Consider the following 14,179-nt stretch of genomic DNA (forward strand, 5'->3'; position numbering starts at 1 on the left):
TGTATTAATCCTTTTTTTAATTTAAATATTTTTCTTCCCAGTTTTTAAATTCATCACAAAAGTATTTAATTCTTACTTTTTTAAATTCTCTTGATGAATAAAGTGGAAGATTTGATTTGTATTCTATCTCTTTTGCTATGTTATTTATTACTTCTTGTGTATCTTCAACTGTTTTACCATGAATCATTGTAAATAAATTGTAGTTCCAAGTTGGATATTTTGGTCTTAAATAACAATGAGAAACAGCAGAAAATGAAGCTGCGATTTTTCCTATTTCTTCGCCTTTCACCCCTTCTTCTATGTCCCAAGCAACCATTGCATTTGCTCCAAAACCTGCGTGTCTATGATTTAATATTGTTGCAAATCTTCTCATAACACCTGTATCTTGAAATTCATTTAAAACGCTAAAAAATTCATCATAAGAAATACCTAGTCTTTCTACCATTTCTTTAAAAGGTTCTTGTTTTATTTCTATATCATTTTGAGCTTCTTTGATTATATTATAGTGATATTCATTTAACTCCATACCTTTAAAATCAGTTTTCGCAACATGCTCTTTTTTCTCTGCTTTATTTGTAGTATCAAGTTTTACAGAGATTTTAAAAAGTTTTAATGTAGGCAAAATAATATAATCTTTTGCATTTGTAAGTTTTGCTAAAGTTGCAATCGTATCTTCTAAAGTTGATTTAGAATTTGGTGCGATTGCAAGTGTAAACCAAATATTATATTTGTGATTTCTTTCATAATTATGTGAAATTCCAGGATGAGAGTTTAGTATTAAAACCGCATCATCAATATCTTCAGGTGCAATCTCAAAAGCAACTAAAGATGAAGTATATCCTAGTTTTTTTGTATCAAATATCGCTGAAGTTTGTCGTATGATTTTGTTTTCTTTTTCTTCTTTTAAGATTCTTAAAACTTCATCTTCTGTAGTATTTAATTCCTTTGCGATTTCTTCAAAAGGTCGAATAGTAAGTGGAAAGTTTTTTTGTATTCTATATAATATTTGGTCTTTCATTTTTTCTGCCCCTAATAAAATTTCAAAAAGTATAACAACAAAAAATTATTTATGCATTGATTTAAAACAACTAAATTACTTGATATGAATTAAGAGTTTTATTTTTTAATTTAAATATAATAAATCTAGTATTATGAAGGAAGATAAATGAAAAAGAAATTATTATTATTTGCATTTTTTGCAATGTTTATGTTTTTAGGAATTATGGCTTTAAAAGAAGGAATGCCTAGTCCAAAAAATGAAAGAGTTTATGCAGTTTTACAAAAACATATGCCTTATACTTTAGAAAAAAGAGTAGGTGGATATTCTATTGTAAGTAATGAAACAGGGATAAAAGAAAAGCCACCAGCAAAAGAGTTGTTTTTAAGACTAGAGCAACTTGAAAAATTATGGGGTGAAGATTTCTTGAAATTAGAAAATAATACTTTGATAATTTTAGATAAAGATAAAAATGAAGTAGAAAGAGTAGAATTAAAAACAAAAGATGAATTAGACTGGGTTAAAAATTATTTTAGTTTTTAATTGATGAAAATTAGAGTAAACAGTAGGTTATAATTATTTATTGATTATAATCTACTGTTAAAGATTAGGAGTTTATATGAAGAATAAGTTAAAAGAGATATATTTATTTAAAGATTTATGTGATGAAACTTTAGACAGAATAGGTGAATTTACTACTTTTCTAAAATTATCAAAAGATAATGTTTTATTTTACGAAGGAGATGATCCAAAATATCTTTTCTTATTGAAAAAAGGTATAGTGAAACTTTATAAAACTTCATCAAATGATAAAGAGATACTTTTAAAATATTTCCATTCAAATGAATTAATAGCTGAAGTTGCAAATTTTGAACAAATTCCATATCCAGCAACTGCGCAATCTTTTACAGATACAGAAGTCTTACGAATTGATTTTGTAAGTTTAAAAGACATAATTTATTCAGACCCAAATTTGTCTTTTTTGATTCAAACTTCTTTAATAAAAAAAATAAGAAACCTTGAAAATATAGTATCTTTACATGTTGTTTTAGATTCAAAAGAAAGAATAGCAAAATACCTATGTGACCACTCAGAAGAGTTTTTTAATACAAAAAATATAATAGTTGCAGAAATCCTAAACATCTCACCTGAGACACTTTCAAGAATGTTAAGAGTATTTAAAAATGATGGATTAATTGATAATAAAAAGAAGACAGTAGATAAAGAACGATTAAGCGCTTTATTTTTATAAGATTTTTATAATGCTTTTGATTAAGTGGTTATTTAAACCACTTAATTTTATCTCTTAAAGTTACAACTTCACCAATAACAATAATAGCAGGTGTTGGCATATCTTTTGAAAGCTCAACTATTGTTTCTAAAGTTCCTACAACAACTTCTTGTTCAGGAGTACTTCCCTTTGAAATTACAGCACATGGATAATCTTTTCTTTTCCCAAGATTCATAAGTTTTCTAGTGATTAGTTTGATATTATGGAATCCCATTAAAAATACTATTGTTTCATCATTTAAGAAAGTTTGCCACTCTATTTGTGATATTTTTTTCTTTGGTGTTTCATGTCCCGTTACTACTCTAAAAGAAGTAGTTATTCCTCTATGAGTTACAGGAATTCCAGCATAGGCTGGAACAGCTACTGATGAGCTAATACCTGGAATTATTTCAAACTTTATATCTCTATCAAAAAGATAAATAGCTTCTTCTCCACCTCTTCCAAATACAAAAGGATCACCACCTTTTAATCTTACAACATTTTCATATTTTAACGCAGCTTGATAAATGATTTCATTTATTTCATCTTGAGGAACAGAGTGTTTCCCATCTTGTTTTCCAACATAAATCATTTCGCAACCATCTTTTGCCATTTCAAGAATTCCTGGATTTGCAAGTCTATCATAGATGATTATATCAGCTTCTTTTACTACTCTTGCTGCTTTTAGAGTCATTAACTCCATGTCACCAGGACCAGCTCCAGTTAAATATACTTTTGCCATGATTATTTTCCATCCTCATATATAAATATTCCCGAAGGTTTTTTAACATTAAATATTTCTCTATTTAAAAACCACTCTTTTGTGTGTATAACTGCGATTTTATTAGTATCATTTACCGATACATAAAGTTGTGGAGAATTTTCTGACCATCTAACATGTAATACTTTTCCATCAAAATTAAATGTATGAACAATTTCTAAAGTTGTAGTATCAATTATTTGAATAGTTGGAAAATCTTTTCCAGAATATGTAACTGCTAAATATTTTTTATCAGGGCTTAAACTTGTAAATACAGGTAATCCTTGAGTTTGAATATTTTTTACAAATTTAAAATCATTGTCATAAACCATTACTTTATTATCACCAACTGCTGGAACAAATATTTTATCTCCACCAATTGACCAAAATCCAAAATGAGGAACTTTTAAAACCATTTGTCTATTTTCATCTAAGAAAACATCAATTTTTTTGTATTCCATTTTCTTTAAATCAAGTACACCAAAATGTTTTGAAGTAAAAAATCCAACTATATATTTTTCATCTTTTATCATAGCATCAAAAGGAAGTTCTCCAACATCTTTAAATTCTTTAAATAATTTAAAATTGGGTTTGTTTTTACCTTCATTCATATCTTTGTAAACTGAAATTGTGTCATTATCCATTTGTGAGAATATTAGATAATTTTCATATGTTTTAATTCCAACATTTTTTGAATTTGTTTGAATTTTTTCTAAAGGTTTTAAATCTCTATCTAAAATATCAACACTTTTATCATCATAGTTTGCAACTGCAACATAGTTTGCTCCAATTACAAAACCAATTGCTGATTTTGAAGTTTTATATTCTGCTAAGATTTTTTCAGAATCAGGGTCAAATTTTACTACGAAACCATCCCTTGAAATTACATAACCATCTTTTCCATCAAATTTTACAACACCATGATTCATGTTATGCATACCTTCAATATTGGTTCTTTTTACACCATTGTAGATTGTTGCTAATGATTCACTTTCTCTTTCAACTACGAAAAATTTCTCTTTTGCCAAAACCCAGCTACTTGCAATACTTACAATTAGCAATAAATTTAATAATTTCATTTCCTATCTCCTAGTTTCTTCTAAAGTTAAATAACATGATGGATCTTCTTCCCACAAATCCCCACTAATTGCATATGCACGCGATCTTGAACCTCCGTTACAAATTTCAATATATCTACATTGCGCACATCTTCCTTTTATTTGTCTTGGATGTTCTCGCAGTTTATTTAAGATTTCATTTGATTTAGAAGTCCAAATCTCATCAAAAGGTGTTTCTAAATAATTTCCAACAACAAAAGGAAAAAATGGATCAGGTTTTACATTTCCAGCCCAGTCCATATTTCCAAGTCTATGACCAGCTGAATTTCCTCCCCAAGTTTTTAGCTTTTGCTTTAAAGTTTCTACAAAATCTGGATACTCTTTTTTAAATCTATTTAAAAGCATTATTGCATCCATTTCCATATTTCCAGTTACTAAATCAATATTATTTCCATTTTTGTAATATTCAAATGCTTTATCAATAATAAATTCAACATATTTTTTTCTTTGTTCTTTTGATATATCTATTTCAAGATTATCTTTTCCTCTACCTGAATAAACAAGATGTGAAATATATAGTTTATCAACTTTAAGCTCTTCACATAACTCAAACATTGCATAAAAACTATCCTGTGTCTCTTTTGTGATTGTAAATCTAATTCCAGCATTTCCACCATGAGCTTGTATTAATTTAATAGCTTCAATAGATTTTTTATATGCACCTTTTTGACCTCTAAATTGGTCATGAATTTCTTCAATTCCATCTATTGAAATACCAATATAATTAAAAGTTTCTATAATTTGATCTACATTTTTAGGACTTACATAAATTCCATTAGTAGACAAATATGTCATTATATTATATTTTTTCATAACTTTAGCAATATCAAAAATATCTTTTCTTAAAAGTGGTTCTCCACCTGAAAAAATAACAAAATTTACACCACCAGCTTTTAGTTTTGAAATTGTTTGTTCAATCTCTTCAAAAGTCAAAGTATCTTTTTCATTTGCATCAGCTTTGCTATAACAGTGATGGCAAAGTAAATTACATCTATTTGTAAAATTCCATATCATAATAGAACCATCTAATGTTCTTGATTTTTGATTTTCGAGAGTTGATTTAATCAAATTTGATAATCTAAACATTTTCCTAATCCTTTTTTGATTTGTATGATAGTATAAAATCGGTAATAGCGTCTAGTTGCTCTTGAGATAATTCATCTTTAAAGCTAGGCATTACTGATCTTTTATAACCTAATTGTTTATACATTGATTTAGGAGCTATTATTTGCCCTTGAATCTCTCCTACAGTTCTTTTGTCTGCTATTTGTTCAAATGATGGACCAAAAGCAACTGAAGTTTCGTGATGACAGCCCCAACAATATTGTTTAAATACTTTCTCTCCATCTAATGCTGAAGCATTTAAAAGATTAAAAGAAAATATTAGTACAAGAGGTATTTTATACTTAATACTCATGTTGTACTCCTTTTTTTGATATAGATAAATCTTAACATAAAGAAAAATCTAAAGGATTGATTGGTGTCAATAAATAATTAATAAAAATGGGTAGAATAAGATATATATTTATTAAGGAAAAGATGATGAAGAAATTCTTATTTTCAATGGCTTGTGTAAGTTTCTTATTTGGAAATGACTATGATGTAGGACTTGATTTTTACAAAAATAAACAGTATCAAAATGCCTATGAATATTTTTTAAAGAGTGCTAATACTGGTAATTCTCAAGCAGCACATAATTTAGCAATTATGTATCACAATGGTGATGGTGTTAAAAAAGATACAACAGAATCAATAAAATGGTTACAAATTGCAAGTGATGCAAAAAATCCTTATGCAATGACACAACTTGGAAATAATTACATGAATGGTTTAGGTGTTCCAAAAGATTATAAAAAAGCAATAGCACTTTTTACAGAAGCTGCACTTTTGGATAATCCACAAGCTGCTTATAATTTAGGATATATGTATACAATTGGAATTGGAGTTCCTATAAATAATGAAACAGGAGCTTCTTGGTATGAAAAAGCTGCATTATTAGGTGATGAAAATGCTCAAATAAATTTAGGTTTTATGTATATGTCAGGACAAGGTATTCCAAAAGATATGAAAAAAGCTGCAATGTATATTAAAAAAGCAAAAGATAATGGAAATGAAAAAGCTGCTTCTTTATGGGAACAATTTGAGTTAGAAAAAGAGTTATAGGATTTAAAATGCATATTATAATGACTTTGGCGTTTACTAGTGTTCTTTTAGTATTTATGATTTATCCTGCTATTAAAATAGTTGGTTTTTTAGAGACTAAGATGGAAATTAGTGACAGAATGTATAGTATTTTAACAGTATCAATAACAATAGTTTTAGCTTTGATTGTTGGTGCTGGATTATATTTTATTTAGTTTTTAAATCTATTGAATATAAAATATTTAGAAACTCTTCTTTTGAATTAAACTTATAAATAGGGTGAGTTAAATATGACTCATCCTCATACGATACAAAAAATATACTCGGAAAACTTGTTGTATAAAATAGCTCTATTGGATATGAAGTTTTGTGTTCAATTGTTATTAAAACGCTTATAAATTTTTTATTTATATACTCTATGTAATCTTGATTTATAAAATACTGCTTTAAAATCTCATTTGAATTATTGTTTTTACTTGATGCTATAAAAAGCATTAGATTCTTTTTCTCTTTTTGCGCTGTTATTAAAGCTTTATCATAAGAATGATACCAAGAAATATTGTTTGGAATATTATTTGAAAATAGATTTGAAAGAAGTAAGATTAGAATTAAAAGTATTTTATACATAATATAAAAATACCCATCTTAAAAGATGGGTATTAATTTTTCCTAATTAAGCACCAGGAATAGTTTGTCTGTGTTCAACAGAATAAGTAAATGTAGGAGTAGTTAAGTTGTTAATATATTTAACAAATTTACCACTATCTGATTCATAAATACCAATTCTTCCAGTCGTCCACTCAGAAATCATAGTCCATTTACCATGATTTGCAGGTTCAGCGTGTAATAATCTTGGTTGAACAGGATTTTTAACTTTTTCACCTAATTTATCTGTATATTTGATAATTTTATCTTTTCCAATTTGTGGATCAGATTCAGGGAAAGTAATCGTTTCATATTGTGTTGCATCCCAAGTTTGTAAAACTTTTTTAGTTTTAGCATCAATTAATTGACCTTCAGTTTTTCCAACTTTTACAATTTTATCTGCTTCTAAAGTTTCTTTATTGATTAAGTAAACTTCATTATAAGTTTCAGGACTTCCAATTACAGTATCTGCCCAGATATAAGGAGTTTCATGAGCAGTTCCTACGAATAATCCACCACCAGAAGTTGGAACTTTTTTAACAATTTCCCAGTTTGAATCCCAAATTACAACAGAACCAATGTTCATAGAAACAGTTGCGTGTAATTGTTTTCCCATTGTTTTATTAAACCAAGAAGATCCTTGACCTGGATGTGGTTTAGATTTTTCACCGGTGTAAACTTTTGCAGCTAAATTTTTCTCTTTAAAGTCTACGATACCCATAACATCACTTCCTTGAGAAGCAATCATATAGTATCTACCGAAATCTTTACCTTCATCTTCATTTAAGAATGCATCATGTAAAATTTTTCCAATGTTAGCAACATCTCCAACGATTGGGAATCCAGGTTTAGAATAATCAATTAAATATACTCTTCCTGCATCTTTTAATGCCATTGCAAAATAAGGTCCATAAGGAGTATCAGCTAATGATGCAACCCTAGAAGCTTCAATTTGTCCATCCATATTGATAACAGCAGATGTATCATAAGCTTTTAACGGCTCAAGAGTCATAGCATCACATAAAACTGCTCCACCTGGAGTGTAGTTTCCTGCAATTACATATTTTCCATCTGGAGAAACTGCAAGTCCTCTTGATTCAAATCCAACTTGTACTGAAGCAATTGCTGGTTGACCAGGTGCTGCAATATCAAACATTGTTAATCTTCCAGATCTAGAAATTGAGTATGCATATCTTGGATTTTTCTTATTTGTAACAGTAACATGTACAGCAAATCCAGCTTTATGTCTAGATAAAACTTTTCCAGTTGTACTATCAATAAAGTCAACTAAAGAAGCATCTCTTTCTGTTGCAAATGTAACATCAAGAACTGATTTAGTATCAACTGCATTTGGATATTTTTTAGCTAATTCTTCTCTATCAGCTAGTTTTGTCCAAGTACCTTTGATTTCTTCTAAATTTAATTTAAAGTTAGTATTGTCTTTCCAGTTCATTAACCAGTCAACCATTCCATCTGCATCATCTTTACTAAATGAATGTTGCCATTGAGGCATTGCAGTATTAGGAATACCATTTAAGATATCATCTCTTAATACATGTCTTTCTTTTTTCTTTAAAGCATCTGGTCTTAAATCAGAACCAACTCCACCTTGGTGAATTGGACCATGACATCCTTGACACTCTTTTTCATATACATTTGCGAAATTCATAGTTGAACTTCCTGCAAATAAAGAACTTGCTGCTATTACTGAACACGCCGTTAAACTTAAAATTTTTCCAATTTTCATAATGTTTTCCTTACCTTTTTTTAATGTAATTTCATACCTTACTACCAATAAATAGTCTCTTAGAACGCAGTTCTACTATTTATACAATTGTTCTAATCAAGAGAAAAACTTCTCTTGATTTTTATTTTTGTTCGTCTTCTAGTCTTTTTTTCTCTTGTCTATAAATCCAGAACATTGGAAGTACAATAAAAGTATGAAGAAAAATAGTTAATGTTAATGGACCTTGGTTTAATATTGCAAAAAAACTAGGTACTAAATCTGTCATTGGTTCAAACATGTTATCTCCTTATCTTTCGTGTCTAGGGCTTTTAGAAGTAGTTAATAAATCTTTAACTAAGTATAAAAATCCAACAAATGTCATAATACCAGTTGCTAATCTCCATCCAAGACCTTGAACAAACCATACCATATCTTGAGATACGAAGAATCCTTCCCAAGTTGCTCCTAATTGAGCTCTTTCAACTAATACTTGACCATATCCAGCAACAGTTAAAGAAACAGTCATACCTAATACACCAAATGTGATAAGGAAGATTGCCATTTTAGACTCAAATGTTGCTTTCATTACTTTAATACTATTTTTACCTTGTACTCCCATATAGAACATACCTATTAAAATAGTTGCATATGCTCCAAAGAATGCCAAGTGACCGTGCGCCGATGTAAATTGTGTACCGTGTGTATAAATATTTACTTGTGGTAATGTGTGGAAGAATCCCCAAACACCAGCACCAAGGAAGTTACCAAATGCATTTGTAACAAACCAAGCAAAAGCAGGTGAATTGTTCATAGTTTTCTCACCAGAACCGCTACCTTCTTTAATACCTGTTTCTTTTCCCCAGTCATAAACAACATGAACAAACATAGCAACTAAAGGAACAGGCTCAAGTGCTGAGAATAGTGCTCCAATTTCCCACCAGTACTCAGGTGTACCAATCCAGAAGTAGTGATGTCCCATACCTAAGATTCCAGATCCAAATAACATTGAAACTTCAATCCATAGCCACATTTCTACAACTTCTCTTCTAGCTCCAATGATTTTGATTAATCCATAAGATAATAAACAACCAACAAAAACTTCCCAAGTTGCTTCAACCCATAAGTGAATTACCCACCACCACCAGTATTGATCCATAGAGATATTATCTGTAAAGAACATACCTGCAAGATATAGACCAGCAAGTGCAAGAACATCCGCCATTAATACAGTTACAATACCTGTTTGTTTACCTTTTATTGCAGTTGCAAAAAGGTTAAATACGAATATTAAAACAACAACAACTATACCAATATCAGCCCATCTTGGAGCTTCAATATATTCTCTACCTTCGTTAATTAACCAAATAGTTGATTCACTAGCAGGTCCAACTTGAACTAAAATAAATACTAAAACTACAACTGTAACAGCAGCAGTTAAAACATAAAATCCTAATTTACCAAGTTTGATTCCTACAGTTTCTATTCCAGTTTCATCTGGTAATAAATAATAAACAGAACCAATCATTGCGTATAACATCCATACAACTAAAGCGTTGATATGTACCATTCTAGCTACAGAGAAATCAAAGATTTCAAAAAGAAAACTTGGATATAAAAACTGAGTAGCAGCAATAAGACCCATTACTAATTGAGCACCAAATAAAATAGCTGCAACTACGAAATAGTTAATAGCTAATTTTTGAGATTCAAATTTTAAATTATTTGCCATGAATCGCTCCTGTTACACCATCTGTTGACATTCTTGCGAAGTTTCTTGGGAAACCATTTGTATCAATTGATGACATATGTTTTAAAAATGCTACAAGACCCATTGCTTCTTTTTCAGTAATACCAAGATTTGGCATCATTCTTTGATGTGTTGGGAATTGAGACGGATTTTGTAAAAATTTAGACATAGCTTCTTCTTTCGTAGTAGAATTAGTCATACCTAAATATGCTCCGTTTGGTCCCCATGCTGGATCTAACCAAGCTTTTGTTAAATCTGGAGCATAATATGCACCATTTCCAAGTAATGTATGACAATTCATACAGTTTTTCGCTTGACTTCCTAATTTACCTAAATGAAGAAGTTCCGCAGCTTCTTGTTCAGACCAATCATCTCTACCAAAGAATTTCTCTTTTTCACCAATAACTGGCACCTCATGACCTCTTCTTGTATCCATTTTATAATCAATATTATAATTGATTACTGTTGGACCTGGTACTCTTTTTGTAATACCGTTTTTAAGATCAGCGTCCGTTCCCATTTTAATTTGACCCATTGAATCGAATGTTAACCAAATTAATAGTATTGCAGCAAAACCAGTTACCCACGCAGCTGATTTTCTCCAAAAAGGAATACTCGTCCATACTGAAACAACTTTTTTTGACACTTGTTCCTCCTAAAATTTATTGTTCATATCTTTGCTCAGACCTAATATTTAAGTAATAATAAAGATGTGGTAAAATTAAATAACACACCATAGTTACCATTAATGCTTTAATAGTAAAATCATTACTTTGAATTTTGTCTGCGACATAGTACATACAATATGTTTGCAAAGCCCAAAAAATATATGCAAAAGGCATGTATATTTTTTTTAATCTTTCCATTTTTACTAGCGTATAAATAGCTACGTAAAACAGTCCAAATAGTAAAACAAAAGCTGAAGATAAAAATATAGGCAAGAAATCGTCAAGGGCAATTTCTGGTCTAATAATCATGATTGGTTCCATTTTTTTCTCCTTATTTTGAAATACCAGAACTATGGAAAAATTTTAGTCTAAACCCAAGGAGAAAAAAATGATATATGTCAATATTAAAAAAGTAAAAAAATATTTTATTTTGTTTTACAAGATTTTAATAATTTATCTAATTCATTTTTAAGTTCTTGTAGCTTTTTTGTTGAACTTATTAGTTCTTCTTGGGTTTGAATAACTATATCTTCACTTTTATTAAGTTGTACTGATATTTCTGCTGAGTTGGTTAGTTCACTAATTATAATATCGAATTCATCAGTAATTTCTTCGAGTTTTATTGATGCATTTTTTGATTGTTCAACTGCATTTGCTGAATAAGTCATTGCTGAATTTATTTTATCAATAAAGCAATTAATTGTATCAGTAGCTTCTACAATTTCTTTTTCAGCTTCAATTTGAATTGGTTCTAGTGGCTCATTTGTAGGGTTTTCAACAATTTTTTTAGATAATTCAAAGAATCTTTTTACATTTTCTTCCATTGTTTTTAATTGATTAAAACTATACATCATTAAAAATAAGATTATTAATCCAAAAATGTATTGAATAGTTTTTAAATAATCACTTTTTTCTTCCATATGTGAAGTATACATAGAAACCAAAATATTAACTTCATTTAGTAGCGTTGTATTCATAGTATAAATAGAATCAATTGTATTTTTGAATTTTTGTTCATTTATATTATCTTTTGAATCAATAATATTTTTAAATTCGTTTATAGTTAAATAAAAATTATTCCATAGAAGTTCAACTTTTGCGATTTGTTTTTCAATTTCATTTGTTGGAGCTTTATAAATACCTAGTTCATCATTTCCATTTTTTAAAGAATTTAGATTATAAATAAACTCAATTGTTGCATTGTCTAATTCATTATATATTTGATTATTATTGTGATATATATAAAAAATACTTTTAGATATCTTTTGTGTCAGCATTCTTTGCTTCCCAGCTATATTTATAACTTGAGCATCTTTTTTGTTTTTTTCATTTAAGTAGATTGTCGTGATAATTATACTTGTCATTAATATAATGAAAAATATTCCAATTAATTTTATTTTTGTGCTTATTGTATTTGGTTTCATATCCCAATTCCTCTAAAAATAGATACTAAGGCTTCGTTATTTGTAATTTTCACAGTTCCAGCATCGACTTGAATAATTTCATTTCTTGATAATCTTTTTAAAACTCTTGATAAAGTTTCTGGCTGAATATGAAGCATAAATGAGACTTCTTGTCTTTTTAATTTATTAAACATTTCCAAATCTTGACTTAACATAAAAGCAACTTTTGCAGTTGCATCAAAAACTAATTCTCTATTTACGATACATTGTAATTGGTGAGTTTTGTTTAGTAAAATTTCTAATAATTCCATTGTTAAAATATTTTTTGATAAAAAATATTCTTGGAATTTTTCAAAATTAATAGATAATACAATTGAATTTTCAATAAATTCTGCATTAGAAAAACAGTATATTTCTTTATTATTAGTAGATGTGAGTTCACTAATCATAGAGTTTTTATAAATATGATATAAAAATATTTCATTATTAAATTTATCAACTTTATAAATTTTAATAAGACCTTCAACTAAAAAAAGCAAATTTTTACTTATATCACTTTCATAATATAAAATTGATTTATTAGGCTGTTTTGATACAGTTGAAATGGAAGCAATGATATTTATTTGTTCATCATTTAAGTTATTAAAAAAACTTATTTTTCTAATAATTTTTTGTAGAGTCACATCGAACCTTCATATTGTTTTATTTAAGCTATTGTATATTATGCTTGTAAAAATACTAATTAAAGACATAAAATAAGGTTAAAAATGAGTTTTAAAAAATATATAAAAGCAGTTGGAACAGGTCCTAAGGGAAACAGAGATTTAGCAGAAGCAGAAGTAATTGATGCAATAGAGTTAATCTTAGAAAACAAAGTTACACAAGCCCAAATTGGCGCATTTTTGATTGCTTGGAGAACAAAACTTGAAACAGATGATGAATTAACAGCAGCTGTAAAAGCTTTGAAAAAATACATTAAATTTACAAAAATAGAAAATTCGCTTGAACTTGGTTATTCTTTTGATGGAAGAGAAAATAATCCATTTTTATTTCCACTTTATGAAAATATCTTAAAAGAATTTCATGAAAAAAATAAAGATATTACACCTTTAAATCTTGTAATCTCAGGAGATTTTCTTCAACCTGCAAAAAATGGTTTAACTACAAAAGATATTTTTAATTCAATTGACAAGGGTCAATATGTACACTATTTTGATAGGATAGAATACTTAAAAGAGTTGAGTGATTTAACAAAATTAAGAGAAGAACTAGGTTTAAGAACAGTTTTTAATACAATTGAAAAACTTTTAAATCCAGCTTCGAGTGATTTTGGTGTTACGGCTGCTTTTCATAAACCTTATGTAAAAAAATACATAGCTATGTTTAAAGAATATTATAAAGATGTTATAGTTTTAAAAGGTGCAGAGGGAAGTCCTGAAGTATTTAGTAATGGGAAATATTGGGAAGAAGTGGATGGACAAGTTATTGAAATCCAATTTTCATTGAGTGATTTTGGAATCACTTATGATAAAACTTATGAAAATATTTCTTTAGAAGAAGCTTTAGAAATAGTTAAAAATCCAAGTGATGAGATTTTAAAACTAGCAAAATTCAATATTGCATTGTATTTAGTATTTGCTCAAAGAGTAAATAATCTTGAAGATGCATGGAAAAGGTTAAATTAATTTTACCTTTTAAGCTAG

Annotated in this window: 18 protein-coding genes; 5 read left to right on the forward strand and 13 right to left on the reverse strand. The window is 28.4% G+C overall.

The window, feature by feature from the left end:
* Positions 1–16 precede the first annotated feature (16 nt).
* Positions 17–1,018 carry a siroheme decarboxylase subunit alpha gene (gene ahbA, locus B0174_RS01620; RefSeq protein ID WP_108557898.1) on the reverse strand — a complete coding sequence of 334 codons (1,002 nt, stop codon included), beginning with the start codon at positions 1,016–1,018 and terminating at the stop codon, positions 17–19.
* 147 nt (positions 1,019–1,165) lie between these two features.
* Between ahbA and B0174_RS01625 the strand changes: the two genes are divergently transcribed.
* Positions 1,166–1,540, forward strand: coding sequence for a hypothetical protein (locus B0174_RS01625; RefSeq protein WP_108557899.1), 375 nt, complete (start codon positions 1,166–1,168; stop codon positions 1,538–1,540).
* A gap of 76 nt (positions 1,541–1,616) precedes the next feature.
* On the forward strand, positions 1,617–2,249 hold the full coding sequence (locus tag B0174_RS01630; protein WP_108557900.1) for a Crp/Fnr family transcriptional regulator: 633 nt from the start codon (positions 1,617–1,619) through the stop codon (positions 2,247–2,249).
* Between the two features lie 28 nt (positions 2,250–2,277).
* Here B0174_RS01630 and cobA read toward each other — a convergent pair whose 3' ends face one another.
* From cobA to B0174_RS01650, 4 genes are read right to left on the reverse strand one after another with little or no spacing between them, the layout of a single operon-like run.
* Positions 2,278–3,009, reverse strand: a complete 732-nt coding sequence (gene cobA, locus B0174_RS01635) for a uroporphyrinogen-III C-methyltransferase (protein ID WP_108557901.1) — start codon at positions 3,007–3,009, stop codon at positions 2,278–2,280.
* 2 nt (positions 3,010–3,011) lie between these two features.
* Complete coding sequence (locus B0174_RS01640) at positions 3,012–4,106, reverse strand: cytochrome D1 domain-containing protein (RefSeq protein ID WP_108557902.1); 1,095 nt, start codon at positions 4,104–4,106, stop codon at positions 3,012–3,014.
* A 3-nt stretch (positions 4,107–4,109) separates the two neighbouring features.
* Positions 4,110–5,231 carry a radical SAM/SPASM domain-containing protein gene (locus B0174_RS01645; protein ID WP_108557903.1) on the reverse strand — a complete coding sequence of 374 codons (1,122 nt, stop codon included), beginning with the start codon at positions 5,229–5,231 and terminating at the stop codon, positions 4,110–4,112.
* 4 nt (positions 5,232–5,235) lie between these two features.
* Positions 5,236–5,562 (reverse strand): c-type cytochrome, encoded by a 327-nt coding sequence (locus B0174_RS01650; RefSeq protein ID WP_108557904.1) that lies wholly within the window; start codon positions 5,560–5,562, stop codon positions 5,236–5,238.
* Between the two features lie 125 nt (positions 5,563–5,687).
* On the opposite strand from B0174_RS01650, the gene B0174_RS01655 reads away from it, so the two are divergent.
* Together B0174_RS01655 and B0174_RS01660 are read left to right on the forward strand one after the other, a co-directional pair.
* The gene (locus B0174_RS01655; RefSeq protein WP_165790375.1) at positions 5,688–6,308 is read left to right on the forward strand and encodes a tetratricopeptide repeat protein; all 621 of its coding nucleotides are present in this window, start codon (positions 5,688–5,690) and stop codon (positions 6,306–6,308) included.
* A gap of 8 nt (positions 6,309–6,316) precedes the next feature.
* Positions 6,317–6,502: a hypothetical protein gene (locus tag B0174_RS01660; RefSeq protein ID WP_108557906.1), complete on the forward strand. Its 186-nt coding sequence runs from the start codon at positions 6,317–6,319 to the stop codon at positions 6,500–6,502.
* On the opposite strand, the gene B0174_RS01665 is transcribed toward B0174_RS01660, so the two are convergent.
* From B0174_RS01665 to B0174_RS01695, 8 genes are all read right to left on the reverse strand, one after another.
* Positions 6,495–6,914 (reverse strand): thioredoxin domain-containing protein, encoded by a 420-nt coding sequence (locus B0174_RS01665; RefSeq protein WP_108557907.1) that lies wholly within the window; start codon positions 6,912–6,914, stop codon positions 6,495–6,497. The genes B0174_RS01660 and B0174_RS01665 overlap by 8 nt on opposite strands.
* Before the next feature lie 46 nt (positions 6,915–6,960).
* Positions 6,961–8,679, reverse strand: coding sequence for a nitrite reductase (locus B0174_RS01670; protein ID WP_108557908.1), 1,719 nt, complete (start codon positions 8,677–8,679; stop codon positions 6,961–6,963).
* A gap of 121 nt (positions 8,680–8,800) precedes the next feature.
* Complete coding sequence (locus B0174_RS12165; RefSeq protein ID WP_165790376.1) at positions 8,801–8,956, reverse strand: hypothetical protein; 156 nt, start codon at positions 8,954–8,956, stop codon at positions 8,801–8,803.
* Positions 8,957–8,965: 9 nt separating this feature from the next.
* On the reverse strand, positions 8,966–10,387 hold the full coding sequence (locus B0174_RS01675; RefSeq protein ID WP_108557909.1) for a cbb3-type cytochrome c oxidase subunit I: 1,422 nt from the start codon (positions 10,385–10,387) through the stop codon (positions 8,966–8,968).
* Entirely contained in the window at positions 10,377–11,051 is a 675-nt protein-coding gene (locus B0174_RS01680; RefSeq protein WP_108557910.1) for a c-type cytochrome, read from the reverse strand. The genes B0174_RS01675 and B0174_RS01680 overlap by 11 nt, the downstream gene beginning before the upstream one ends.
* A 16-nt stretch (positions 11,052–11,067) precedes the next feature.
* Entirely contained in the window at positions 11,068–11,394 is a 327-nt protein-coding gene (locus tag B0174_RS01685) for a hypothetical protein (protein WP_108557911.1), read from the reverse strand.
* A 104-nt stretch (positions 11,395–11,498) separates the two neighbouring features.
* Positions 11,499–12,497 (reverse strand): type IV pili methyl-accepting chemotaxis transducer N-terminal domain-containing protein, encoded by a 999-nt coding sequence (locus B0174_RS01690; protein ID WP_108557912.1) that lies wholly within the window; start codon positions 12,495–12,497, stop codon positions 11,499–11,501.
* Positions 12,494–13,159 carry a Crp/Fnr family transcriptional regulator gene (locus tag B0174_RS01695; protein ID WP_108557913.1) on the reverse strand — a complete coding sequence of 222 codons (666 nt, stop codon included), beginning with the start codon at positions 13,157–13,159 and terminating at the stop codon, positions 12,494–12,496. Before B0174_RS01695 ends, B0174_RS01690 begins: the two co-directional genes overlap by 4 nt.
* An 84-nt stretch (positions 13,160–13,243) precedes the next feature.
* Between B0174_RS01695 and B0174_RS01700 the strand changes: the two genes are divergently transcribed.
* A complete protein-coding gene (locus B0174_RS01700) occupies positions 13,244–14,161 on the forward strand; it encodes a glycosyl transferase (RefSeq protein ID WP_108557914.1) in 918 nt (305 codons plus the stop codon).
* The last annotated feature ends 18 nt before the right edge of the window (positions 14,162–14,179 follow it).

This window comes from Arcobacter caeni (assembly GCF_003063245.1).
GTDB classification, from domain to species: domain Bacteria; phylum Campylobacterota; class Campylobacteria; order Campylobacterales; family Arcobacteraceae; genus Aliarcobacter; species Aliarcobacter caeni.